Annotated in this window: 22 protein-coding genes, 1 tRNA gene and 1 pseudogene; 4 read left to right on the top strand and 20 right to left on the bottom strand. The window is 52.2% G+C overall.

Translation table 11 applies throughout. From position 1 onward, the window contains the following. Position 1: 1 nt before the first annotated feature. The 9 genes from AWM70_RS09230 to AWM70_RS09270 all read right to left on the bottom strand — a co-directional run bounded on the left by AWM70_RS09230 (position 2) and on the right by AWM70_RS09270 (position 8,286). A complete protein-coding gene (locus AWM70_RS09230; protein WP_068695728.1) occupies positions 2–1,123 on the bottom strand; it encodes an ABC transporter permease in 1,122 nt (373 codons plus the stop codon). Between the two features lie 11 nt (positions 1,124–1,134). Beyond that, entirely contained in the window at positions 1,135–2,076 is a 942-nt protein-coding gene (locus AWM70_RS09235) for an ABC transporter ATP-binding protein (protein WP_068695730.1), read from the bottom strand. Between the two features lie 101 nt (positions 2,077–2,177). After that, a complete protein-coding gene (locus tag AWM70_RS09240; protein ID WP_068695732.1) occupies positions 2,178–3,335 on the bottom strand; it encodes a sensor histidine kinase in 1,158 nt (385 codons plus the stop codon). Further along, positions 3,328–4,020 carry a response regulator transcription factor gene (locus AWM70_RS09245; RefSeq protein WP_068695734.1) on the bottom strand — a complete coding sequence of 231 codons (693 nt, stop codon included), beginning with the start codon at positions 4,018–4,020 and terminating at the stop codon, positions 3,328–3,330. Before AWM70_RS09245 ends, AWM70_RS09240 begins: the two co-directional genes overlap by 8 nt. A 164-nt stretch (positions 4,021–4,184) precedes the next feature. Continuing rightward, on the bottom strand, positions 4,185–4,376 hold the full coding sequence (locus tag AWM70_RS09250) for a hypothetical protein (RefSeq protein WP_068695736.1): 192 nt from the start codon (positions 4,374–4,376) through the stop codon (positions 4,185–4,187). Positions 4,377–4,485: 109 nt separating this feature from the next. Then, positions 4,486–5,061 carry a hypothetical protein gene (locus AWM70_RS09255; RefSeq protein WP_068695738.1) on the bottom strand — a complete coding sequence of 192 codons (576 nt, stop codon included), beginning with the start codon at positions 5,059–5,061 and terminating at the stop codon, positions 4,486–4,488. A gap of 226 nt (positions 5,062–5,287) precedes the next feature. Further along, the gene (locus AWM70_RS09260) at positions 5,288–6,979 is read right to left on the bottom strand and encodes a putative bifunctional diguanylate cyclase/phosphodiesterase (protein ID WP_068695740.1); all 1,692 of its coding nucleotides are present in this window, start codon (positions 6,977–6,979) and stop codon (positions 5,288–5,290) included. A gap of 13 nt (positions 6,980–6,992) precedes the next feature. Continuing rightward, on the bottom strand, positions 6,993–7,280 hold the full coding sequence (locus AWM70_RS09265; RefSeq protein ID WP_068695742.1) for a PilZ domain-containing protein: 288 nt from the start codon (positions 7,278–7,280) through the stop codon (positions 6,993–6,995). A 226-nt stretch (positions 7,281–7,506) separates the two neighbouring features. Continuing rightward, positions 7,507–8,286: an ABC transporter ATP-binding protein gene (locus tag AWM70_RS09270; RefSeq protein WP_068695745.1), complete on the bottom strand. Its 780-nt coding sequence runs from the start codon at positions 8,284–8,286 to the stop codon at positions 7,507–7,509. A gap of 221 nt (positions 8,287–8,507) precedes the next feature. Between AWM70_RS09270 and AWM70_RS09275 the strand changes: the two genes are divergently transcribed. From AWM70_RS09275 to AWM70_RS09285, 3 genes are all read left to right on the top strand, one after another. Then, a complete protein-coding gene (locus AWM70_RS09275; RefSeq protein ID WP_068695747.1) occupies positions 8,508–9,359 on the top strand; it encodes a GNAT family N-acetyltransferase in 852 nt (283 codons plus the stop codon). Positions 9,360–9,524: 165 nt separating this feature from the next. After that, on the top strand, positions 9,525–10,388 hold the full coding sequence (locus AWM70_RS09280) for a class I SAM-dependent methyltransferase (RefSeq protein ID WP_068700520.1): 864 nt from the start codon (positions 9,525–9,527) through the stop codon (positions 10,386–10,388). 2 nt (positions 10,389–10,390) lie between these two features. After that, a complete protein-coding gene (locus AWM70_RS09285; RefSeq protein ID WP_068695750.1) occupies positions 10,391–11,122 on the top strand; it encodes an RluA family pseudouridine synthase in 732 nt (243 codons plus the stop codon). Between the two features lie 154 nt (positions 11,123–11,276). Here the strand turns inward: AWM70_RS09285 and AWM70_RS09290 are convergent, their stop codons facing one another. From AWM70_RS09290 to AWM70_RS09315, 6 genes are all read right to left on the bottom strand, one after another. Then, the gene (locus AWM70_RS09290; RefSeq protein ID WP_068700522.1) at positions 11,277–11,681 is read right to left on the bottom strand and encodes a MarR family winged helix-turn-helix transcriptional regulator; all 405 of its coding nucleotides are present in this window, start codon (positions 11,679–11,681) and stop codon (positions 11,277–11,279) included. Between the two features lie 171 nt (positions 11,682–11,852). Then, the gene (gene gyrA, locus AWM70_RS09295; RefSeq protein ID WP_068695752.1) at positions 11,853–14,312 is read right to left on the bottom strand and encodes a DNA gyrase subunit A; all 2,460 of its coding nucleotides are present in this window, start codon (positions 14,310–14,312) and stop codon (positions 11,853–11,855) included. Between the two features lie 14 nt (positions 14,313–14,326). Next, entirely contained in the window at positions 14,327–16,306 is a 1,980-nt protein-coding gene (gene parE / locus AWM70_RS09300; protein WP_068695754.1) for a DNA topoisomerase IV subunit B, read from the bottom strand. A gap of 85 nt (positions 16,307–16,391) precedes the next feature. Continuing rightward, positions 16,392–17,381 (bottom strand): ABC transporter permease, encoded by a 990-nt coding sequence (locus tag AWM70_RS09305; protein WP_068695756.1) that lies wholly within the window; start codon positions 17,379–17,381, stop codon positions 16,392–16,394. Then, positions 17,374–18,423, bottom strand: a complete 1,050-nt coding sequence (locus AWM70_RS09310) for an ABC transporter ATP-binding protein (RefSeq protein WP_083180212.1) — start codon at positions 18,421–18,423, stop codon at positions 17,374–17,376. The genes AWM70_RS09305 and AWM70_RS09310 overlap by 8 nt, the downstream gene beginning before the upstream one ends. Before the next feature lie 66 nt (positions 18,424–18,489). Further along, complete coding sequence (locus AWM70_RS09315; RefSeq protein ID WP_068695758.1) at positions 18,490–19,305, bottom strand: GDSL-type esterase/lipase family protein; 816 nt, start codon at positions 19,303–19,305, stop codon at positions 18,490–18,492. A gap of 178 nt (positions 19,306–19,483) precedes the next feature. Between AWM70_RS09315 and AWM70_RS09320 the strand changes: the two genes are divergently transcribed. After that, positions 19,484–19,556: transfer RNA gene (locus tag AWM70_RS09320), tRNA-Lys, on the top strand. A gap of 194 nt (positions 19,557–19,750) precedes the next feature. Here AWM70_RS09320 and AWM70_RS09325 read toward each other — a convergent pair. From AWM70_RS09325 to AWM70_RS09345, 5 genes and pseudogenes are all read right to left on the bottom strand, one after another. Continuing rightward, positions 19,751–20,278: a CAP domain-containing protein gene (locus AWM70_RS09325; protein WP_083180213.1), complete on the bottom strand. Its 528-nt coding sequence runs from the start codon at positions 20,276–20,278 to the stop codon at positions 19,751–19,753. A 90-nt stretch (positions 20,279–20,368) separates the two neighbouring features. Then, entirely contained in the window at positions 20,369–21,256 is an 888-nt protein-coding gene (locus AWM70_RS09330; RefSeq protein ID WP_068695760.1) for a GNAT family N-acetyltransferase, read from the bottom strand. A 128-nt stretch (positions 21,257–21,384) separates the two neighbouring features. Next, complete coding sequence (locus AWM70_RS09335) at positions 21,385–22,623, bottom strand: response regulator transcription factor (protein WP_068695762.1); 1,239 nt, start codon at positions 22,621–22,623, stop codon at positions 21,385–21,387. Next, complete coding sequence (locus AWM70_RS09340; protein ID WP_083180546.1) at positions 22,620–24,641, bottom strand: cache domain-containing sensor histidine kinase; 2,022 nt, start codon at positions 24,639–24,641, stop codon at positions 22,620–22,622. The genes AWM70_RS09335 and AWM70_RS09340 overlap by 4 nt, the downstream gene beginning before the upstream one ends. Next, positions 24,622–25,633, bottom strand: a pseudogene (locus AWM70_RS09345) (substrate-binding domain-containing protein). The gene AWM70_RS09340 and the pseudogene AWM70_RS09345 overlap by 20 nt, the downstream one beginning before the upstream one ends. Positions 25,634–25,784: the final 151 nt, after the last annotated feature.

The raw sequence follows: 25,784 nt of genomic DNA on the forward strand, positions 1-25,784 counted from the left end.
GTTAGAGCGCCTCCTGTCTTCTCATATAAATGCCCGAAAGGATCAGAAATACTGCGACCAGCGCCATATTAAACACCGCAACCGGCAGTGCGGCGGACGCCTGATCGGCATAAATGATTTGGTTTAAGGCCTGGTTGGCCCAGCGGAGCGGCGAGATCAGAGCCAGATGACCTGAAAAGTCATCCCCCACAGGGAAATAGGCCCCGCCTATAAAAGAAAATACTTGAATGAGGATCACGATAAAGGTGCGGCCGCTGGAAGCCTCCTTGAACAAATAGCCGCAGAACAGCCCCAGACTGACTGAAAGAGCCACCAACGTCAATAAAACCAGAGCCACTGCCCCATAATGGGATCCCCAGTCCGCACCGAAGACCAGTCCGCTGAAGAGGACAACAACCATAACGCATACAAAATTAATCAGGGTAGCGCCAATCACTTTACCCGCAAAGATTTCTCCCTTGCTTACTGGAGAGGCGCTCAGCCGGATGGACGTTCTCCGTGAATGCTCCCCCTGGATTAGAGTGGTTGAGGACATGCTTGCATAAAGCGCAATCATCGTAGACATGGCAATCGCATAATAATCAATGGAGCCCGGCTGCTTTTCTTTGTTGAGCGAGGTTTCCGGAATGAAATCGCCAAATGAATCCACGCCGGCTACAATAGGCTGCACCGAAGCCGGATCAATCTTGATGGCCGCTGCCGCGAGATTATAGCGGTCGGCATAGACGGACAACATGCTTTGAACGATATTATTTTCGATCTGGTGCTGCGAGCTTCCATAATAATGGATACCGTTGTCATCCAGTTCGGCATAACCCGTATACAGGTCATCTTGGACCTCCTGTTTGCCATCTGTACCGCTGGGCAAAGCTGTGAGCTCGACACCCTCCTGCTTCAGGACCTCTGAGAAAGCTTTCCAGGATTCTTTGAGCTGTGCGTTTTGGGCATTATCCCGGTACAGCAGCTTCATAGAATCAACAGTGGTTTCTGCGGAGAATGCATTTGTCAGCGCCGAACCAAGAATCAGGATCAGCACGATCGGGAAGGCGATCATGAACAGAAAGGTCTGTTTGTTTCGGAGTTGAATCAGCAGCTCCTTGCGGGTAATACGTAATATGTTCACAAACTCCCCTCCTAATCACGCAGATTTCTGCCGGTCAGCGTCAGAAATACGGTTTCCAGATTCGGTGCTTTCTCATCCACTGAGCGGATTTCTATGCCATTTTGAATCAGCTGCTGCAGAATCGTATTCAAATTGTTGACTTCGGTTTTGGAATGCACTCTCAGCATTTGTTCAAGCGGGTCATCCAGCACCTGAGTGACGCCCGGAATTTGTTTGATACGCTCCAAATCCAACGGAAGCTCTGATTTATAGCTGATCCAAAGATCTTTGGTGTCTGTAATGCTGGATTCGAGTTCTTCCTTCGTTCCCTCGGCAATGACTTTTCCATGGTCTACGATGGCGATACGCGTACAAAGCTCTTCAACTTCCTCCATGTAATGACTGGTGTAAATAATCGTGCTGCCCATTTCATTCAGCTTGCGGACCGAACGAAGGATGTAATTGCGGGACTGCGGATCAATGCCGACGGTCGGTTCATCCATGATAATCAGCTTTGGTTTATGCGCAATCGCGCAGGCAATGTTCAGGCGGCGTTTCATCCCGCCCGAGAAGTTTTTGGGCAGCTCCTTGGCTTTGTCGGTCAGCCCGACAAACGCAAGCGCCTCCAGCGTTCGTTCTTTCAGCTCCTGTCCCCGCAACCCATATAAGCCTGCAAAGAAGTGAATATTCTCATAGGCGGTCATTTCTTCATAGATCGCAAGATCCTGAGGAACAATGCCGATGTTCATTTTGGCAAACTTTCCATGTTTGCTGATATTTTTGCCGAGCAGCAGGATTTCTCCCTTGGTAATGCGCAGCAGGGATGAAATCATATTGATGGTCGTACTTTTCCCGGCGCCGTTGGCCCCCAGAAACCCGAAAATTTCCCCTTCACGAACCTTTAGATTCATATGATCTACGGCGATGAAATCCCCGAATTTACGGGTAAGATCCTTAATCTCCAGCACGTTCACTCCGAATCACTCCTGTACCTGTACTTGAATATGCCTTTATGATAATAAAAAAGGACGCCCTTATGTCAGTGCATAAGTTCATCCTTTATCAATGAGAATGTTCATGACCTGGTGCCATGAGTAAACTCCCGGCTGCCTTCAAGAGGCAGGAGCGTAATCACCCGGAACCCGTCGGATCCGTCCACGATGAGCGTTCCTCCGAGTGACGCGGCCCTCTCTTCCATCCCTGTAATTCCTAACCCTTTGACAATCTGGATGGCGCCAATCCCGTTGTCGGAAATCTGGGCTTTCACCAACCTGTGCAGGACCTGGACATGCAGCTGAACTCTGTCAGCCTGGGCGTATTTAATCGTGTTCGTAACGGCTTCCTTGGCATTATCCTGGATCACCTTCCATTGGAGCGGCGTAATCACGTCCAGATTCCCTTCGTAAGTAAGAGAAGCTGATAATGAATGTTTGGCCGCAAGCTCGTCCACAAACAAACGAAGACGGTTAATGCCCAGTTCCTCGGATCTCGGCTTGGTATCCTTGAGCGTCAATCTAATTTGTTCCAAACCTTCCTTGGAAATTTGAATGGCATTGCCGAGCAGCTCGGCCGCTTTCTCCGGATTTACGGTGAGCAGCCGTTTGGACGCCTCCATCTGAATCAGCGCTCCAGCCATCGAGTGCCCGATTTCATCGTGAATCCGCTGGGACAACCGGTTTCGTTCTTCCAGTTTGATTGTATATTCGGACTGCCTCGCATATTCCCTGTTCTCGCTTAATGCCCGGGTCAACCGCTGGAGATTCGCACTCAGCTCTTCATTCCGGCTGTTCTGGCGGATGAGCTTCTCTCCGCCCTCCCTGATCATCAGATAGCCTAGCCAGGATATGGCGGCCGTGGCTGCATACAGAGGCAGCTCACGAGCAGGCACAAGCCAGGCTTCCGCAATCAGAAGCAGCAGCGAAAGACCTCGGGGTTTAAAGGATTCCCCCAGTTCAATCAGGCTGAGCGGCAGCAGCAGAAGCAAGAGCGGGATTTGGAGCAGCCAGAAGCTAGCCGTTAAGTAGGCTGCGGTCCCCAAAGCTATTGCACAAATTGCCCGCCAGTCTTTAAGAACAAGTTGAGCGAAGACGAGGCAAATATAAATCAAGTAGACCAATACAGCCCAGGCTCCAGTCTGGTTCTGATGGAAATACGACTCCCAAATGACGTAACCCAGCAGCACAAGCTTGCTCCCAATAACCCATCCTTCCAGCATCATTTTCTGGCTACTCATCTTGGCACTTGACTTCCCCGGTCAGAAAATAGATGGCGATTTGCGTCCGGTGCGCAAGCCCCGTTTTGTTCAAAATCGACGTAATGTGGTTGGCGACCGTTCCTTCGGACAGAAACAGCTTTTTGGCAATGCCTTTATTGGACAATCCTTTGGCAATCTGAGTCATGACTTCGAGCTCTCGGTCTGTGAACAGGCTTAAATCAAGTTTGGCGTGCGGACCCGGCTCCTCGCAGGACCGGCTGCCATTTGAATCGCTTTGGCTGGAAGGTTCAATGAACCCGCTTTTAAGCCGGTCGACAACAACCTCCTGCAGGACATGGTGGTTATGGAATACGCTTTTAATGGCATCCCGAATCTGTTCAGGATCATTGTTCTTAAGCAGATAACCCCGTGCCCCCGCCTGAATGGCGTCAATTATAAACTCATCATCATCGAAAGTCGTCAAAATCAGCGGCTTTGCCGTTCCTTCGGCTGCAATCAGGCGCGTCGCCTCCACACCGTTCATATTCGGCATCCGGATATCCAGCATGGCGACATCCACCTCATGATCCCGGCAGAAAGACACGGCTTCCGCCCCATCCTGCACCGTTCCGATCACTTCGAATTCGTCAAAGCTGGACAGAATGATTTTCATACCTTCTCTAATAAAAGAATTGTCGTCAGCAATCATGACTTTTATTTTCATCCAGGTAAGCTCCTTATGTAAAAATAATGCTAAACGTTCTTATAGTGAACTCTATTATAAACTTTACAACATTGGAATGGCTACGCTTTGCATCTGTTAAACAGCAAAAAGCCCGCCGCCTCTACGGCCGGGCTCGGATTTAGGCAGGCCCCTGCTGTATTTTCTCACACAATACGGCTGCGGCTGTCCAAGATTCTTGGTTCATTGGGTCTATTTTTGGCCAGCCGCAGAATAGCTTCATATTGAGCTTTGGCGATTTTCCGTTTTCCTGCCGGCACATTCAAGTTATTGACGATGTCCGCCAGCTTCTCCAGCTCTTGATATTCGTGGGCTGTCACGCTGATTTTCTTAGCCAAAAAGAACCCCTCCTTTTGTTCTATCATACTGAGCGCACAGCCGTATGGTGCATCACGATAAAGCTGTAAACGGCCCAAGTCTTTCCCCATTTTATTCCCTTTCCCCGATTCAAATGCCTGGCGGCTTCTGTTCCGGTTCCGAGGACCTGGCCGGTGAATTATCCGGGCCGGCTGTTTGAACAGGCTCCACCACCGTACTCGGGTCCAGCTTCTGATCCATTCCCAAATCTTTGCGCTGTCGATCTCGTATGTAGGATAATCCTGCAAAACCAGCGATAAATGCCGCGCTTACTTCTGCATATAAGTTGTTGGTGCCCGCCATTTCGACCGCCGTTTTCGCTAAAATACCCGTTCCCACGCCAATCAGAATATCCCCCATCCACCCCAGCTCCAGATAAACACGTTTGCTCCCGTACTGGTCCCCTCGGAACCCTATCACAAACAACAGCAGATCAATCGGACCGAGGAGCAGATAAACTATAACCTTTCTCAGCAAGTTGCCCCATTTTAACGGATAATCGAGACATTGCGAGAACCAGCTGCTTCTTTCGTAAGGAATGACAAATAGCGGAAACTGAATGACTCCGTTCTTGGAATAATGGCCGATCAGAGCGCCAAGCAAACTGATTAAGATGGATACTCGAAAGGTGCTCCAGAATTCCGGCCAGCTGACGGCTGCATGCATAAGGCTCGACTCCTTGTCGCTAGACTGGCTGATAATCAACCTTCCTTAACCAGCATATTCGGGAATCCTCTGAAAAGAATCAATTCCTTCCCCAAAAAAAAACAAAAGGCCCGGACTTCTCCGTCCGAAACCTCTAACTTTTGAAACTCTTAGCAAATCTATTGGAAAGGGGCCCGCCCTCTCTTGTCGTTAAACGCTACTCATACTGCTATCATTTCTGCATTTTTTATGTAATTGACTCGCTTCCTTCAGCTCCGCCCTGAAATCGGGCACGAATGCCGGAGATTGCCGAAGGAATAGCTTCGCCGGGAACCGGCATGCTCAGCAGGAACCCCTGAGCCTGATGACACCCGAAGCTTCTAAGCATCTCCAGCTGTTCTTCTTCTTCGACGCCTTCCGCAACTACGGTCATTTCCAGGTTCTGCCCCATGTTGATGATCGTCTTGAGCAGCACCGCATCCTGATCATTCTCCGTGCAATGCCGGACAAAAGAACTGTCTACCTTTAGGATATCCAGCGGCAGCGATTTCAGATAAGTTAAAGAACTGTACCCTTTGCCGAAATCGTCAAGCGAAGTGCGAACGCCCAGCTGCTTGAGCTGGGCCAGCGTTTCCGCCGCATAGCTCATATCAAGCATCATGCTCTCCGTTAATTCAAGCTCCAGAAACTCCGGAGATAAACCGGACTTCTCAAGCGAACGTTTGACTTTCTGCACGATGCTCCCATCCTTGAACTGGCGGGGAGATAAATTAACCGACATAAACACAGGCGGAACGCCGGCCTGCTGCCAGGCTTTGTTTTGCAGACAAGCGGTTTCGAGCACCCATTCGCCAATTGGTACAATCAACCCGCTTTCTTCCGCCAAAGGAATAAACTGATTGGGTGGAACAAGACCGAAATCGGGATGGTTCCAGCGCAGCAGCGCTTCAACGCCCACCACCTCGCCGCGGCCAATATCCACTTTAGGCTGATAATGGAGGACAAACTCTTTGCGTTCCAGCGCCTTACGCAGCTGCTGCTCCATAGCAAGCGAAGCACCGCTGTCCATATTGCGGCTGTAGAAGCGGTAGCTGTTCTTCCCCGCCTCTTTGGCATAATAGGTTGCGGTTGAAGCGTTGTTAAGCAGCATGTCCACATCTTCGCCGTCTTCCGGACTCATCGTGATGCCTAGGCTCGGCGTGATGGAAATCTCCATTTGCTTCACAACAAACGGCAGCTGGAACTGCTCCAGAATGCGTTCGGCAATCTGACGGACCTGCTGTTTGTTGACGTCCTGCAGAAGAATGAGGAAGCGGTCGATGCTCCAGCGGAATACGGGGTCCTCCTGACGGATAATCGAAGTCAGTCTTTGGGATACGGCCACCAGGAAGTCATCTCCGCGGTCATAACCGGCATAATGATTAACAATGCCAAAACGGTCCAAATCCAGCAGCACGATGGCGCACGTGGCCTCTGGCGAGGCATGGGCGTGCAGACGCTGCCATACCTCTTTGAATTTATTCAGATTCGGCAGACCTGTAAGGCTGTCATAATAGGTCAGTTGGCGGATCTGGCGGATCAGCGCTTGCTCCTGCAGCCGATTTGGATTGACTGGACGGCCGATGGCAAGAATACCGGCGCGTTTCCCCTCATAATCCACCGGTGCTATGGTCATCTCCAGCTCGAGTTCTCTTTCATTCACGTCACGAACATAAACTTTGGATTGGTTTAACTGGTGCAGCAATTGAACGCCGAAGAAACGGCCGAACGGCCGGCCGACAAAATACTCCGCCGGATGGCCGGAGAGAGTCAGCAAAGTCTCGTTCACATTCAAAATCACTCCATCGTCATTCATCCATACCACGGCGTCTGAAGTATATTTAGAAAGTATTTTTAGAATTTCCGCTTCCGCAGAATGAATCACACTGCATGGCGTCATGTGGATACTCCTCCTATTCATTGATCATATGAAGGCCGCATCGGTAACCGGTCTCTTCCGTTCCTTGAACCCAGGAAATACGTCCTTGAACCAAGGACTCCATTTGCAGGGTTGGCAGATCAAACCGGATCATCTCTCCAATTTTAAAAGGCACGGAAGCCCAAAATCGCATGCCTTCTTCACTTACTTCTTCAATGATCATTTTGACATACTTATAAACGCCGGTCTCCCCCTCAATCTGACTGACCTCGACCTCGAGCGGCGGAATTTTAGACCGTTCAAACTTTCTTTGTTCCTTCATGCTGTGCCTCTTTCCTCTTTCTCTTCTTGCTTCAGCTATCGGAATAACGATGGCATCTTATGTAACGCAGGCGCATTGCCTGCTCTTGCCTGTTATAATAGTACCTCTATATTAAGAAATCGGCATTTCGGGAGCTGTTTGTAAGATCAGCTTCTAAAATTTCACGGAAAAACACAATTTTACCCAAATTCTGTTTCATTCTATTTCCTAAACTAATATCAGCCCCTTAGCCTTTGGACAGCCAAGCCCGGTCATGGCTCCAGGTAACCCCGACAGGCAGCTCAAAAAATTCGGATAAAATCTCGCTGCTCATCATGTCCCGCGTAAGTCCCTGCCCGTAGACCTGCCCTCTTCTCAGAAGAAGCGTATGGCTGAATGCCGGCAAAATTTCTTCCGTATGATGCGTGACGAACATCAGGTGAGGCGCGTCCGGACCCTGAGCCAGCTGTTCAATGCTTTCCAGCAGCCCTTCTTTGGAGATGAAGTCCAGTCCGTTGCAAGCTTCATCCAGAATGAGCAGTTTTGGCGAAGCCATAAGCGCTCTGGCAATCAATAACTTCTGCTTCTCTCCCTGGGAGCAGGTCTGGTAAGTCCGATCCAGCAAATGGCCGCAGCGCAGCTGCTCCATCAGCTTGGTCGCACGTTCATAATCCTCTTCCGATGTCTTCTCATACAGTCCAAACGAAGCATATTTCCCGCTGACCACCAGATCCTGCGCTTTCTCTGTGCCGTAAACCTTCTCCTCGAGCGACGAACTTACCCAGCCGATCGTGCGGCGAAGCTCCCGAACATCGATTTCCCCGAGTTTATGGCCCAGAACGTGCACCTCGCCTTCCGAGGGCCAGAGGTAACCGCTGAGCATGTTCAGGATAGTCGTTTTGCCAGACCCGTTTAGGCCGAATACCGCCCAGTTTTCTCCTTCTTTAACGGTCCAATTGATATCGTTCAAGACCGTTTTGCCGTCACGGCGCCATGATACATGTTTGAGTTCGATGATATTGCCCATGCTTCTCCTCCTTTTTTGGATCCTTTGATCTAATAGTAACAAACTTACGCCCGCCCAGGCTGGCTTGTCAAGATTCGATCTCCGTCATGCCGCCGGCTTTGGAAGGCTTTACTGATCGAACTCCGGCCAAATAAAAAACAGGTTAAACCAACCTTCCTCTACCCGTATACCGAAAATCCCCGTTACAATATTTCTATCTGTACAAAATGGAGGCTCTAAACATGCTGAACACACAGGACTGGGAACAAGTCAAATCCCTGCAGAAGGAAGTAGAGCAGGCCGATGGGATTTCGCTGAAGCTGAACTGGGATATGCTGCAAACCCGCAAGTCTGACGAGCATTATGATTTCGTTTACCGCGAGAACGGGAAAATAATCGCTTTCCTCGGCTTATACGATTTTGCCTCCAAACTGGAGTTATGCGGCATGGTCGCCCCGGCCAGCCGGAGAAAAGGCATCTTCCGCTCACTGCTGGCAGAGGCGCTCCCGCCGGAACGCGCGGCAAAGTACAAGGAAATTCTGCTTAATATTCCGGCCGCTTCCGCCTCCGGAAAGGGTTTTGCGGCGCGGCTGGGCCTTGCGGTTACTCTGACCGAATATCAAATGAAGTTTAACCCGGAGGCGATCGGCCGTTTGGCACCGCCCCTTCTTAAGGTTTCGCTTCGGAAAGCGAAGTTGTCCGACTGCGCTTTCCTGAACCGGCTCGACATGCAGGGGTTTGGCTTGACGGAGGAAGAAGCTGGATGGCTGAACGCTGATTCCTTAGAGCAGAACGAAGCAGATGGCACGGATTCCGTTACGTATGTCATTGAGTTTGGCGGGCAAGATACGGGCAAAATCCGCGTCCAATACGGTCCAACGGAAAGCTGGATATACGGTTTTGTCATAGACGCCGCCTTCCGAGGGCAGGGGATTGGCCGTTCGGTGCTGATGAAGCTGGTGCATGATGAGCAGGCCAAAGGCAGAGATTTATTCCTCGAGGTTGCGCTGGATAATAAACGGGCTCTGCAGCTCTATCAGTCCTGCGGCTTTGAACAAATCCAGGTACAGGACTATTACAGCTGGCGGCCATGACCCCGCCCGCAGTCCTGCGCTGACCGTTTTAAAAATTGAACGGGTTCTTCTGGCATCAAGCCCTTAAAATGAGGTACAATATAAGGTAATTGATCAAATCGTCGGCTCCGCTGCACCCTGCAGGCGGAGCCGATGGTTTGTAGCTGGAAGGATGGAATGAAGAACATGTACATGGCAACAGACTGGAAAGATTACGAACTGATCGATACAGGAGCCGGGGACAAGCTCGAACGCTGGGGAGACGTTATCCTCCGCAGACCCGATCCGCAAATCATATGGCCGATCGAACATGAAACCGGAGAATGGAAGAATCTGCACGGCCATTACCACCGCAGCTCCTCTGGCGGGGGCAGCTGGGACATGAAGAAGCCCCTCCCTGACAAATGGACGATCTCCTATAATCATCTGAAGTTTTATATTAAACCGACCAGCTTTAAACATACAGGGCTGTTCCCTGAACAGGCCGCCAACTGGTCCTGGATGATGGACAAAATTAAAGGAGCCGGCCGGCCGATCTCCGTGCTCAACCTGTTCGCTTATACCGGCGGCGCATCCGTTGCCGCCGCATCCGCCGGCGCTTCGGTCGTACACGTTGACGCCGCAAAAGGCATGGTGCAGTGGGCGAAAGAAAACCTGCAGCTGTCCGGTCTTGGCGACCGTCCCGTCCGGTTCATCACCGACGACGTGTTCAAATTCGTACAGCGCGAGCAGCGCAGAGGCAACAAATATGACGCGATCATCATGGATCCGCCTTCTTATGGCAGAGGACCCGGCGGCGAGATGTGGAAGCTGGAGCAAAGCCTGTATCCGTTCCTGGAATCCTGCCTGAGCATCTTGTCGGACAAGCCGCTCTTTTTCCTGATTAACTCGTATACGACCGGGATCTCCCCAACCGTGCTGCACAATATGCTGTCCATGACCGTTCAGCGCCGCTATGGCGGGCGTATCTCGGCCGGCGAGCTTGGCCTGCCGATTACCCGATCCGGCCTTACCCTGCCTTGCGGCATTTTGGGACGCTGGGAGGAATAATCATGTCCGAACCGCTAGCCCGCACATGGAGCACGCCTTCCATGACAATTCTATACGAGGACAATCACCTGCTCGGCGTTGAGAAACCTGTGAACGTGCCGGTGCAGGAGGATGCCAGCGGCGATCCGGATATGCTGACTTTGCTGAAAGAGGATTTGAAGGAGCGCTACAGCAAACCCGGCAACGTGTATTTGGGGCTGGTTCACCGGCTGGACCGTCCGGTCGGCGGGGCTATGATTTTCGCCAAAACGTCCAAAGCCGCTTCACGTTTATCGGAGGCTGTACGCAGCCGGCAGTTTGAGAAGACCTACCTCGCCGTAGTTCACGGCGTGCCTGCCGTCCGGTCAGGACGGCTGACGCATTATTTGCTGAAGGATGAACGGACCAACACCGTTTCCGTCGTTCCCAAAGGCACAAACGGCGCCAAGGAGGCCATTCTGGAATACTACGTGGTCGGAAGCCCGGCAGACGGCCTATCCTTGGTGAGAGTTGAACTGCAAACCGGGCGGCCGCATCAAATCCGCGTGCAGTTCAGCCATACGGGCACCCCGCTCTACGGGGATCAGAAATACGGGGCGAACGTGAATAAACCAGGGCAGCAGATCGCCTTGTGGTCGGCTTTTGCCGGCTTCCCGCATCCTGTGACCAAAGAGCTGGTCAAGCTGGTGTCTGCTCCGCCGGAGCAGCAGCCCTGGTCCCATTGGACCCGTGAAATCGGACAGCTGCGCTTCTGACACTCACAAAAATAAAAAGGGCTGATTCGCCAAAGGACATCACAGCAGTTGTCCTGGCGGCCAGCCCTTTTATTTAATAGATCCGTAAAGCTGCGGCTAATTCATTGTGTCAAGATCGCGTGAACGCGCTAGGTTCACATTTATGAAACTGCCGTCATGCTGTTATTTTGCCCAGCAGAAACAGCAGCAGCTGTTGATTATGAGTCGAGATCCGGTCCAGCATCTGGCTCAGAAATTCGGTGCGGACTTCCCGTCCGTGCTCGGCCTGCTCTTTCCCTTTCTCCGTAATGGACACCCAAACAATTCTCCGGTCGTTCTCATCCCGTTCGCGGGAGATGAGGCCGCCCTTCTCCATCCGGTCCAGAAGCATGGTTACCGCAGCTGGTGTCGTAGCCAGAAAAGGAATCATATCCGACGGTTTCATCTTCGGCTGGTCTCCCAGCAGTTCCAGAACGGTTAACTGCGATTCCGTCAGGGATGGCGACAGCTCATTCTCCATATGCGACTGATAGTCTTTGGACAGCTTCGACCAAAGTTTGGCAAATTCTTCTGTGTACACAATTGATCCCTCCAAATTCAGCGTATCCATTTCTTTCACTGCCTTAACCTTCGCCAGTTTCCTTCGCAATTCCTTCTCCACCGCAGTATACGACAAAAGAAGAACCTCTCCTTCAGCCAAAGCGTCAGGAAAAGTTCTCTTTCGTCAAATCCATACTTTTTCTGTTGTTCCTCAGGCTTCCGTTGAAGCGCCGTAATGAGGCAGCTGCAGCAAATCCAGAATCAGGTCCTCTTTGTTCAGGCTGACCAGCGCCTTCCCGATTGATTTGCGGTCAGCAAGCGGCGCCTGCTCGGAGGAGAAGGACAAGCTTTGTCCCTCCCGGGTAACCGCCGTGAGCTGAAGCGGCTCCTTCACCCAATAAGCGCCAATAACGGCATTGCCGTTAGGCTTGACACGTTTGCCTTCCTTGAATTCAAACGTTTGTATCCCTTTGCCGCCGCGGCTTTGGGTTGGATAATCCAGCAGCAGGGAACGTTTGCCGTAGCCCAGGTCGCTGACGACCATCACTTCGCCTTCATCGCCATTCAGCAATAAGGCAGCTGTCACTTCGTCTTCGTCACGCAGCTGGATGCCGCGAACACCGGCCGCCACCCGGCCCATCGTTCCCACTTCCTGTTCATTAAAGCGGATCGCCATGCCAAGTTTGGTCACCAGCATTAAGTCTTTGTCGCTTCGGCTTTGATTCACCGAAATAATTTCATCATCAGCGCCGACCTTGCAGGCCGCCACAGCTGAAGAACGTTTTGTCTCGTATTCGCTAAGCAGCGTCCGTTTCACCTGCCCGCGTTTGGTCACAAACACAAGGCTCATATCCGGCTGGTCGAAATGGCGCACCGGAATTACGCTGACAATCCGGTCTTCTTTCGTCAGCGGGATGACGTTAACGATGGCGGTGCCGTTATCCTTCCATTTGAACTCCGGTATCTGATGCACCGGAAGCAGGAAATATTGGCCGCGCTGCGTAAAGATCAGCAGATTCTCCAGCGTATTGACGCTGTGAATAAACTTGATATAATCGCCTTCCTTGACGCCTGCGCTGCCAATCTCGCCGCCGGAGCGGGTATAGGACAACATGCTGGTCCGTTTGATATACCCTTCGCCGGACAGAGTCACCAGCACATCTTCCTGGGTGACCATGACCTCCAGGTTTACCTTCAGCTCTTCCACTTCGCCCTGAATCACCGAACGCCGGTCAATCCCGTATTTGTCGCGAATTTCGACCAGTTCCTTTTTGATCACCGAAACGAGCTTTTTATCGCTGTTCAGAATCGCTTCAAGCGAAGCTATTTTCTTCTGCGTTTCATCCAGCTCTTTCTGAAGCTGCGTGATCTCCAGATTGGTCAAGCGGTACAGCTGGAGCGTCAGGATCGAATCCGCCTGCCGTTCGGAGAAGCCGAACATCCACTGCAAATTGTTCTGCGCATCCTGCCGGTTCTTGGAGGCTTTAATTGCGTCGATCACTTCATCCAAAATGTTCAGCGCTTTGACCAATCCTTCGAGTACATGCGCCCGGTCCTGGGCTTTCTCCAGTTCAAATTGCGTCCGGTGGGTCACCACCTCGCGCTGATGCGCGATATACGACTGCAAAATTTCGCGAACGCCAAGCTGGCGCGGCGCTTTATTAACGATAGCGACCATATTGAAGTTGTACGTCACCTGAAGATCTGTTTTCTTAAGCAGATAAGCCAGAATCCCGTTGGCATCGGCGTCTTTTTTTAATTCAACGACGATCCGCAGGCCGGCACGTCCGCTTTCATCGCGGACTTCAGCAATGCCTTCTACCTTCTTCTCCAGCCGGATATTCTCCATGGCGGTTACCAGGCGGGATTTGACCACCTGATAAGGGATTTCGGTAATAACGATCTGCTGCTTGCCGCCGCGGACCGTTTCAATTTCCGTTTTGGAGCGGATATAAATCCGTCCTTTGCCCGTTTCATAGGCTTCACGGATGCCCTCTTCTCCCATGATAATCCCGCCGGTCGGGAAATCCGGGCCTTTGATGATCTGCATCAGCTGCTCCAGCGTGGTGTCCGGTTTCTCCATCAGCTCGATGCAGGCATCGATCGTTTCGCGGAGATTATGCGTCGGAATTTCCGTAGCAAAGCCGGAGGAAATGCCGCTTACCCCGTTAACGAGCAGGTTTGGAAAACGAGCCGGAAGCACCACCGGTTCTTTCGCCGTGTTATCGAAATTGTCCTTGAACAGCACCGTCCGTTTCTCGATGTCACGGAGCAGTTCAAGCGCAATCGGCGAAAGCCGGGCTTCCGTATACCGCATAGCCGCAGGCGGATCATCGTCCTGTGAACCCCAGTTGCCGTGTCCGTCCACCAGAACATGCGCCATCTTCCATGGCTGAGCCATACGCACCATGCCGTCGTAAATCGACGAATCGCCGTGAGGGTGATAGTTACCCATCACATCCCCGACCGTCTTCGCGGATTTGCGGTACGGCTTGTCCGGCGTGTTGCCCGAATCGTACATCGCGTACAAAATCCGGCGCTGAACCGGCTTAAGCCCATCCCTTACGTCCGGAATTGCCCGGTCCTGAATGATATATTTGGAATATCTGCCGAACCGGTCGCCAACAACCTCTTCCAGAAAGGCCGGCAGAAAATTCTCAAGCGTTCCCATGACCCATCACCTTCTCATTCCTCAAACTCTGTGAAATCTACATTCTCAACGATCCAGCGCTTACGAGGCTCAACCTTGTCCCCCATCAGCGTTGATACCCGGCGTTCCGCTTTGGCTGCGTCTTCGATTTGAACCTGCAGCAGAGTCCGCGTTTCCGGATTCATGGTTGTTTCCCAAAGCTGATCCGGATTCATTTCCCCGAGTCCTTTGTAACGCTGCAGCTCAAAGTTTTTGCCAAATTCCTTCAAATAGTTTTGCAGCTGTTCGTCCGTCCAGGCATAACGAACCGTTTCCAGCTTGCCCGATTTGCGGGTAATTTTGTACAGCGGCGGCTGTGCGATATAAACCCGGCCCGCATCGATCAGCTCTTTCATGTAGCGGTAGAAGAACGTCAGCAGCAGCACCTGAATGTGTGCGCCGTCCGTATCGGCGTCAGTCATAATAATAATTTTCGAAAAATTGCTGTCTTCGAGCTCAAACTCCGTTCCGATCCCGGCACCGATTGCCGTGATGATCGCCCGGTATTCCTCATTCTTCAGAATGTCGGCCAGCTTGGCTTTCTCCGGATTCATCGGTTTGCCCTTCAGCGGCAGAATCGCCTGAATTTTGGAGTCCCGCCCTTGCTTGGCCGATCCGCCCGCCGAGTCGCCTTCCACGATAAACAGCTCGGTCCGCGTAAAATCCTTGGACTGTGCCGGCGTCAGCTTGCCGCCCAGGTTCGAGCTTTCGCTGCGCTTCTTGCCGGTCCGCATTTCATCGCGTGCCTTGCGGGCCGCTTCGCGCGCTTTGGAAGCCTGAACAGCTTTCTTGATCAGCGTTTGAGCAACACCCGGATTCTCCTCCAGGAACAGCTGCATCTTCTCGGCGACCGTCGCATCAACCGCACTGCGCGCGGATGCGCTTCCGAGCTGATCCTTGGTTTGGCCCACGAACTCAACTTCGGACATCTTCACGCTGATGACGGCCATCATGCCTTCGCGCAGATCCGAGCCTTCCAGATTTTTGTCCTTCTCTTTCAATATTCCCGCTTTACGTGCATATTCGTTCATCACGCGGGTATAAGCGGTCTTAAATCCCGTTTCATGCGTGCCCCCGCCGCGGGTGGGAATCGAATTGACGAAAGAGGCGATGGTTTCGGTATAACCGGCGTTGTACTGCATCGCTACTTCCACTTCGATTTCGTCGCGCTCGGCATAGAAATGAATAACATCATGAAGCACATCCTTGCCTTCGTTCAAATATTCGACAAACTGGCTGGCTCCACCTTCATAATAAAATTCATCGGCCCGGCCAGAGCGTTCATCCTTCAAAACAACCCTTAAACCCGAGTTCAGGAACGCAATTTCCTGCAGACGTTCGGCAAGCGTATCGTAATTCAAGGCAATGCCGTTTTGAAACACACGAATATCCGGTTTAAAAGTAACCTTGGTGCCCGTTTTGTTTGTATTGCCAAGCACCTCCAGTCCTGTCACCGGTTCACCGACATGCTCCTTGCCGTCCTTGCCGACCCAATATTCAAACCGCATGCGATGAATTTTGCCTTCGCGGTAAATTTCAACTTCAAGCCACTCCGACAATGCATTCGTCACGGAAGCGCCTACCCCGTGGAGTCCCCCTGACTTTTTGTATCCGCCTCCGCCAAATTTGCCGCCTGCGTGAAGAATCGTAAAAACGACCTGCGGCGTCGGAATTCCCGTTTTATGCATGCCCGTAGGAATACCGCGTCCATTGTCCAAAACCGTTACCGTACCATCTTTATGAAGGGTAATATCGATTCTGGAGCAGTATTTGGCAAGATGTTCGTCTACGGCGTTGTCCACGATCTCCCAAACCAGATGATGCAGACCCGACGAGCTTGTGCTGCCGATATACATCCCCGGCCGTTTTCTGACCGCGACAAGTCCTTCGAGCACTTGAATATCGTCCGCGTCATATCCTGCTTGTTCCGCCCCGTTCCCGGAGTTAGCCGCGAACAAATCGATTTGCTCGGCCATTCATGCTCCCCCTTTGATCTTTTGCTCGATGTAGGGCTGAGATGGCCCCGAATGCAAACAAATGTTTTCTTAATCCTTGTACATTTTAATTCAATATATCCTGTTTCGTAAAGACAATGAAGGAAACAACTAGTGAAGCCGCCCCCCAAATCGCCAGTACAGCCAGGGAGAAACCAAGCGTCATCCCTTCAATGGGAGCTGGTGTTCCCGATAAATAATCGGTCAATTCCAGGTTGACCATAAACAAATATTTGGCGCTTTCCCACGCGGAGGCCATATTCGTGAGAATACTGCCGGCAATCAAGGCAGCCATCATGATAACGATGCTGGCCGAGGTGCTCCGCACCAGAACGGAGATCATGAAGGCGAGCATGGAGACCACCAGACTGACAAACCAGATCAGCCCAAGCTGCATAAACAGATACAGCCATTGCGGAACCGCATGCACACCCGAAAGGTCGACATCGCTCCCATCAAGCTGAAATCCGGTAAAGACCGGCATCGTAAACCCTTGATACCCAAACACAAGGCCGGAAATGGCATAGCAGATCACAAACGCCGAAGCGACGGTCAGCGAAACGAACATAAACAAGGTGATCAGCTTGCTGAGCAGCACCTTCCATCTCCGGACGGGTTTGGTCAGCAGCATTTTAATCGTGCCCGACGTTCGTTCCGAGGATACAATATCCGAAGCAATTCCCATAATCAGCAGCGGGATAAACAAGGAAGAGGCGTTGTCCATAAACTCTCTCGTAAAAGTAACGCCGCCCGGCTGCTGCGGGTTTACGTCATGATCCAAATAATATTTCATTTGCTGAATATAGATTTGACGATATTTCTTCCATTCATCCGGGATCCGCGAACTTCCAAGCGAATTCTGGTTGTCCGTGATGGCCTGCTGGACGGATCTGCGCCAGTCGTCGCCGAATTTCTCCTTGTTCCGCTCGGCCACCTTCATCTGTGCGTAAGTAAACATCGGCACCAACACGACAAGGACAAGCAAAATTACGTAAAAACGCTTTTTACGGACCATTTTTATCGTCTCGTTCTTTATCAGCGGGAGGAGGTTATTCAATGGTTTCACCTTCCGTCATCTCGAGGAACAGCTGTTCCAGCGTAGGATTAAGTTTGTAAACCGACTGGATTCTGAGCCCTTCCGCCGTAAAGCTTTCCACAAAATCGGCCATCCTGCTGCTTTCCATCTGGCAGATGACCGCATCCGGCGCGATGCCCGCCATCACCGAATCGTCCAGCACCGCTTCCGGCTGCGGGATAATCGGGATTCCGGACCGCTTCAGAAGCTCAACTACGCGGACACGCGGCTCCGCTTCCCAAACGACATAATTGGATTGGTTCGCAATCAGTTCGTCAACGCAGCCAACCGCCAGAACCCGCCCTGAGCTGATAATAGCTACCCGGTCGCACAGCAGCTGAATCTCGCTGAGCAAATGGCTCGACACAAATACCGCCATCCCCTGCTCGGCCAGCCTGCGGATGAAATCCCTCATCTCTTTGATTCCTTTCGGATCCAGTCCATTGGTCGGTTCATCGAGAATCAACAGTTTCGGCCTGCCGAGCAGCGCTTGGGCAATCCCGAGCCGCTGCCGCATCCCAAGCGAATAAGTCCGCACCTTATCATGAATCCGCTGGTCCAGCCGGACCAGCTCCACGACCTCTTGAATCCGGGCGGCATCGACGCCAGGCAGCATCCGCGCAAATTGCTCAAGATTCTCCCAACCGGTCAAATAAGGATAAACCTCCGGATTCTCAACGATAGCCCCGATCCTGGCAAGCGCCTGCTCTGGCTGGCGCCGGACATCATACCCGCAGATTTCTATCGTTCCCTTGGTGGGCTTGATCAGATCCACCAGCATACGGATCGTGGTTGTTTTACCGGCCCCATTGGGTCCCAGAAAGCCAAAAATCTCTCCGGCCAAAACGTTGAACGTGACATCCTCAATGATCCATCTCCTGCCGATTTTCTTCCGGAGATGGCGCACTTCCAAAACGGATTGTCCCGGCCGGATCAGCCCATTGTCCTGGTTTCTCCGGCTTTCGCCGCTTAGCTCCTCCTGATCCAAAAGTTGTCCGCGGCCCCTTGAGGTTTGTTCCCGCATGTCGTTCCCTCCTTTTGCTCCCTGTTAGCTTCAGACCGATTTTGTGGTTTGGCTTCCTGCCTCCGGTCACTTCAGACTCTGCGCAATGCGCTCAGCGATCTGCTCGTAACCGGCGCTGTTCGGGTGAAAATGGTCCCCGGACAAATACGCTGCCAGATTCCCGGCAAACAGGTCGTAGGTCGGAACAAGAAGCGCTCCGTCATACGAGTTTAGCGCTGCCTGCGCTGCCGTATTCCAGCGCGTAACTCCGTTGTTCCCGATCGTTCTCATCTCCTCCAGATCGGAGAACGGGTTATATAATCCGATGTAAACCAGCGTGGCGCCGGGACTGATCTTGTTTAACTGCTGAACGATCGACTTGAACCTTACCGAGGCTTTGTCAATGGATGTATTGAGTTCCGCAGCCGTAGGAAGCTCGCCTCCGTTTTCCATAGCTTCGGCTCCCTGAAACAAGTCGTTGCCTCCGATGGACAGCAGAATGACGTTTGCTTCCTTCAGCATATGCTGTACGCCGTTCTCCTTTAATTCATCCGTTAAACCGGTGGTGAGCAGCCCATTAATGCCCAAATTGCCAAGCAGCTTTACCTCGCGGCCCGGATCCTGCGTCTGAAGCCTTTCAACCGCCCGCTGTCCAAAACCTTTCCCTTCGTCATCCCCCGTTCCTTTGGCCAGCGAATCGCCGATGACGACGACCCCTATTTGCCCCGGAGGGGCGGACGCCGAAGGACCCGGAGAACTTTTTGCCGGTTCCGACGAAAAGTGCGGTGCAGAAGCGGGATTGGCAATATCGTTAACCGCATATATAAAACCGCAAAGCAGCAGCAGGGTCACGATCCCTGAAACGAGACCGACCGCCGCCCAGAGCCTGGAAGATGAACGCATAATAGCCCTCCTGTCTGTAAACTTTTCAGCATAATTGTTAAACTTCGGCCTGTTGGCACGCTTTTCCTTTAACCTTTACTTAACATAATTCTTCTCCATTGAATTTGCAAATCGTTCAAAAATAAGCTCTTGTTCTTTGGTTCTGACAGGCGTATACTAAGAAAAGTAAGGTACTTACGGGTTATTAGCTTAGCTGGTAGAGCAGCCGACTCTTAATCGGCAGGTCGCAGGTTCGAGCCCTGCATAACCCATATTGTGTTTTCTTTTTGTAAAAACTGTTTCTCACTCGAGAAGCAGTTTTTGTTTTTTTTAGCAAAAATATAAGCCCACCTTCCGCTTAAGCTGTCCCCTCGTGAATATTCATGTTTCTGCCCAAATTAAAACACCTTCCGCAAAAGGTTTTGCGGAAGGTGCCTCACAAGCCGATTTCATTTTATAAGATCGCTTATTTCCCGACGAATTCCTGAGACCAATACCCGTTATAGTAGCCGACTCCGATAAGCGTGTAGTTGGGATTGAGCATGTTTTTCCGGTGGTCCGGACTGTTCATCCAGTCTTTCACGACTTCCGACGGCGTTTTTTGTCCTTTGGCGAGATTCTCGCCTGCATACCTAAACGAGATTTTGTAGCTGTCCATCATATCAAATGGAGAACCGTACTTCGGGGAGGTGTGGCTGAAATACTTGTGATTGTACATATCCATTACTTTGTTTTTTGCCATTTTCGTCAGGTTGGTGTGAATGACCAAAGGTTTCAACCCGGCTTTCTGACGGATTTGGTTGACCAGCTTGACCACCTGGGCCGAATTGTCGGCCTGGATCTGGGCGTACTTAACCTGTGCCGTCGATAGGGCGGTAACCGGAGCGGCTCCGGCCTGGCTTGGCCCTATGGCCAACATAGTAGAGAAGGCTAAAGAAACGGCTGTCCATGCTGCTCGTTTGTACCAACTACTCTTACTTCTGTTCTTCTGCATCTTGTCTCTCCTATGCGATTTATTACCAGTGGAACGATGTTCTTGTCACATTTTAACATGTTTTGTCTATCTGGTCATCCCCGAAAATACTCATTTTTGCAGGTTTTTTGTCATATATACCTGTTCAACGACCGGGGTAAAACCCAGGCTCCTCAGCACAAGTCCCGTGAGTGCGCTTCCGTTCTTCGGAAGGTTGGGAATCGTCCGGTTGATCGTGTCCTGAAGGTCTCCGAACGCCTGCCAGACCAGTCCCTTTAGAATCGAAACAGCCTCCGGATTGCCGGGCTCGGCTTCGCATTGATACAGCACGGTTGCCGCGTGTTCGCCGGCCGGATTAAAAATCTTTTTCCAATAGGCATATCCGACAACATGACCCTCCCGGTCCTTCGCCGCGGCTGCTTGTCCTTCTCTCGCGCTTTGCCATTGGGTTTGCCACGGGTTCAAAGATTTATAAAACGGGATTTTGGAGATATGGGCCGGAGGAATCCGGACAAAATCGTACCCTTCCGCTTCAGGTTTGCCGAGCAGCCGCTCGGCGGGGCCCTTCAAGCTTAAATGCTCCAACTCGTCCGCCTGTACATAACCTGCTTTTTGATATAAGGCGATGGCAGGCGTGTTCTGGCTCAGCGCTTCCAGCGTAGCAAGGTGTACGCCGTTTTCCTGAAAAAGAGTCAAGGCGGCTTCGATCAGCTGCCGGCCGACCCCGGTGCCCCGAAACTCGGCAGCAACACCGGTTCCCCCGTTCCAGCCGATTTTATGGCCATCCGCCTCGCGGATTCCGTTCAAAACCAGGCCGGCAGGTATGCCGTCCTGAAAACCAACGATGGACAATTCGCTGGACAGCTCTTCCGCCGCCATCCGTTTCAGAAACGCGTCCGGCGTTGTCGTGGCATCAAATGCGTATCCTTCGAATCCGTCGTTCCAGGCTTTCACGGCCTCTTCCAGGGTGCAGGATTTAAGTTTTTTGATCTCCAGCAAGGATGTTCCCCCTCAATATTCATATATTGACCGCTACTCAGCTTGTTTCGGCATCGAGCGGCAAAATCCTTTCATTAAAAAGCCGGGGCAACGTTTTTACTCCGGAAATTCCGATATTCCGATCCCCGTCATCCCCTGCCGTCTTCGCCCGTTTCGTTTGGAAAAGCGCCGCCTTTCCGGTATAAATTGGGGGAAACGCCCATCATCTTTTTGAAGGCCGTGCTGAAGTAATGCTGGCTTTCGTATCCTACCTGCTCGGCAATTTCAAGAATCGTCAAGTCGGTGGAATTCAGCAGCTGGACTGCTTTCCGGACCCGCAAACCCGTCAGGCAAGCCACAAACGATTCGCCGAGCTCTTTTTTGAGCAGCCGGCTTAGATACACGGATGAAACCTGAAGTCTGTTCGCGAAAGACTCCAGCGTGAGCCCAGGATCCCCGTATTCCTCCAGCATTTGCTGCTTGGCTCTCCGGACGAGCGGCGACAGGTGAACTTCTTGAGAAACAGCGTCCTTTGCCGCACAGTACGCCTGCCTCACGGAGGTCAAATCCCCGGTTACAGGAAGGATCCGGCTGTGCACGGAAATTTTTAAATAGTCCCGGGCTGCCCGTTCGACCTCCAGAGATAACTCCTCCTTCACAAGATCCCAGAATAAAGTGACCAGCATGCCCGTGGAATCCCGAAAAAGCATATGCCGGCAGGATGAGGCGAGTTCGGCCGTGATGTTTTCTAGCGCAAACAGAAGCAGCTGCCGGTCGCTTTCTCTTAGAATGGACGGGGAGGCCGCCAGTTCCGGCCAACGGGTCACGCCCAGCTGAACCGGCCCCTCACCGGGAAGGCCAAGAAATTGGAGCTGCTCCGAAATTTCTTCGCCGGACAAACTTCCGTTGATCCACTCCTGGCCAAACCGGCTTTGGAGCAGCGGAATATTTTTACGGATTTGTTCAGAGGCCTGCTTCAAATATTCCGTTTGCTTCCGGACCTGGTCCAGTTCATTCCGAATGCGCTCAAGCACTTTAAGGAGTTGCTCCCCATTCACTGGCTTTAAAATGTAATCCTCGACCCCAAGACGGATGGCTTCCTGGGCGTAAGCAAATTCGTCATGCCCCGTAATGATGACAAAACGGCAGTCGGGAAGCGGGGTGCGCAGATTTTTCATCAGGGTAATGCCGTCCATAAACGGCATATTCATGTCCACCAGCACCATCTGCACGTTCAGCTCCAGCGCCCGCTCATAAGCCTCCTCCCCGTCTTCCGCCTCCGCGGCGACTTCCATGCCGAGACTCTCCCAGTCTACGGAGTCCCGGATGCCCTCCCGGATGATCGTTTCGTCGTCTGCAATTAATACCCGATATGGAGCCGGTTTCATCCAACCTCACCCTCCTGTTTCCTTTGATGCGGCCCGGTGGAAGGCAGCTGAGCGAGCAGCGGATGCCGGATGGTTACCCGGGTTCCCTCGCCTTCCGCACTCTCAAGCTCGATGCCGGCCTGTTCGCCAAAGGCCAGCCGGAGCCTGGCCTGAACGTTCAATAGGCCATAGCTTTGTCCCGCCCGCTCCGCGGACCCTGCCAGTCGTTCCATCGCTTCAAGCGGTTCTTTCAGTTTTTTGCGCAGCTCTGCCAGCCTTGGCGGCGGCATGCCTGCCCCGTTATCTGCGACCCTTAAGATCAAAACGTCTTTTTCTTTAAAAATATGGATATCCACGCTGCCCGGCCCGCGCCGCGCCTTGATCCCGTGATAAATCGCATTTTCGACCACAGGCTGCAGCAGCAGCTTTAATACCGGGAATTCCTCGGTTTCCGGATTTACGAGGATCGTCACCTCTAGCCGGCCTTTGTAACGCGTCTGCTGAATTTGCAGATAACTCCTAATATGCTCCAGCTCTTCGGTCACAGGAATGATATCTCCGCCTTTGCTGAGCCCGATCCGAAACAGCTTGGATAACGATTCCACCATGCCGGAGACGTCTTCCGCCCCTTTTCGTTTGGCCATCCAGTGAATCGTATCCAGCGTGTTGTATAAAAAATGGGGTTTAATATGCGCCTGCAAACTGCGCAGCTCTGCTTCCCTTTTCTGCCGCTCTTTGGTTTCGTTCAGCTCCATCAGCCTTTGGATCCGGGTCAGCATCCGGTTGAAGCTTCTGCCGAGCAGCCCGATTTCGTCCCGTCTGCCTCCCCGGTAGCGTACCGTTAAATCGCCTTCCTCCGCCACGCTCATGAAAGAGCGCAGCTGGCGGATCGGCCTGGAAATGGACTGCGACAGAAGCAGGGAGGCCGTCAATCCGAACAAACCGACCAAAAACATAAAACAGATGACATAAAAATGGATCTGCCTTACCTCCGCCGCCGATTCCCGGGTTAAAAACACCCCCACCGTCCTCCAGCCGGTAAACGCCGAACTCGCAAAAATAAACTGCATCCTTTGGCCGCCGACGGTCCGGGTGAACGTACCGGTATCTGAGGCACCAAACCAGGAGGCCGGCAGTTCGGAAAGATAAGGAGCGTCAGGCAAGTAAATATTTTTGCCGCTTCTTTCAGTGACCATCAAATAACCGGTTTTGCCAAGTTTGACGTCCCTGGCCGCTTTCGAAACGGCCCAAAGCTTAAGGTCAATCAGCACCACCCCGGTAACCCGTTTGGTTTTAGGGTCCGCCAGGGAACGGACGACCGTAATGACCTCATTGTCCCTGTAAAGCACATGCGAGGCCAAATTCCGGCCGCTCGGCTGGCCCAAGATCGTAAAAATGCCTTCCTTAGCCGCCGCAGCTTTGTACCAGGCATCTTCGGTCAAGCTTTGCGTCTTCTTGGCGTACAGCTCGTTGCTGATGTAATCTCCTTTAGCGTTTACGACCAAAATGCCCGCGATCTCCGGATAAAGTGTCGTGAAGTTTTGCAAATATTTTTTCAGGTCGTACAGGGTCTGATCTTCATTATTAGGCACCTCAGCCGTCCCTTCCGTTCCTGCTGTCAAAGCTTCCCCGTCCCTCATCTCTCCGCTCAGGTCCGGCTTACCGCCCCCCTTTGCTGCTCCGCCGCGGGGGTCGGCCCCCGCGTGCCCGTCCGCAGCGGTTCGGCCTTCCAGAAAAGCCTGAACTTTATTATCGAAACCTATCAAATAGGTGATGTTCTGCAAATTTTCCATGTCATTATCAAGCGTCTGGTTTACTTTGCCGATCAACTGCTGGGTTTGACCCGCCACCTGTTGCTCCACAATCCGTCCTGCCGTCCAGTTCACGAGAACGGACAAGCATAGAGACGGGAGAATGCCGATGGCCAGAAATAAAAGGCCGAGCTGATAACGCAGCGGCCAGTAATCCAGCTTCAGTCTGCGCCACAGCCACGATCGTTCGATCCCTCTGATTATCCGGTTATTTCGCATAATAATCATCCACATTGTCCGGGGTGACCACCGAAATTCCGGTATCGACACGAACCGGGAGCGGGGAAACCCTACCCGATGATGACGGGGCTGGAACCGTTAACCCATGGTGCAGGTGAAACAAATACTGTAAGGACCAATACCCCATATTCCATGTGCCTTGGGCCATCGTCGCTGCAATCGTGCCGTCTTTGATCATATCGAGCGTCCCTTTGTCCGTGTCGAAAGCGATGATGGAAGGAGGTTTGTCCGGCTTGGCACTTTTGACGGCTTCCCCGGCTCCGATGCCGCCTGCGGCTTCAGTCACAAAAATGCCCGCAAGCTGCGGATAGGTTTTGAGGAGCTGCAACGCCAGGCTCCGGGACACCTGCGTGTCCCCCTGATCGTCAACAACGTCTACAATTTTCATGCCGGGATACCGCTGCTTGATCGTTTCGGAGAAACCGCGCGTACGCTCCGCATGATTTTGCTGCCAGGGCTGGGTCAGGATGGCTACCTCGCCTTGCCCGCCGGTCAGCTCGCCCATTTTGACTGCCGCTTCCTGGCCGGCGTTGTAATTATTTGTCCCGAGAAAAGAATACGCTTTGCTGTCTTTGACCCCTGCATCGAACAAAACGACCGGAATTCCGGCCTCCACCGCTTTGTCGATGGCTTGCTGCAAAGGTGGCGTATCGATCGCAGAAATTGCGATTCCCGCCGGTTTTTTTCGCAATAACCTGCTCCAGCACCGTGCGTTGCTCCTGCGCATCATATTGCGTCGCGCCGCGGTATTCGATCGATACCCCAAGCTTGCCGGCCGCATCCTCGAACCCTTTTAAACAGCTTTTCCAATATTCAAGCCCGGACAGAAACGTCACCATCACATAATTCTCCCCGATGTCCCCGCGGAGTCCGTCTCCCCGCCAAACGCCGTTTGTATCCGGATCCTGTTTGTAATACTGAAAGACGTAAGCCAGAAAAGCTAAGATTAGAACGGCGTATACCATAAGCATCTTTTTCATGAAGGCTCCTCCTTCTCGTCAGTTCACCGCTGTAACCGGATACATTTTACGCCGGCATTCCTTGTTTAGAAAAGTCTAATTTCTAGTTTATAGAAAAAAGCCCCATAACAGAAGGAGCAATTTCCCTGTACGGAGCAGTTGCAAAAATGGC

The sequence above is a fragment of the Paenibacillus yonginensis genome (assembly GCF_001685395.1).
Taxonomy (GTDB): Bacteria; Bacillota; Bacilli; order Paenibacillales; family Paenibacillaceae; genus Fontibacillus; species Fontibacillus yonginensis.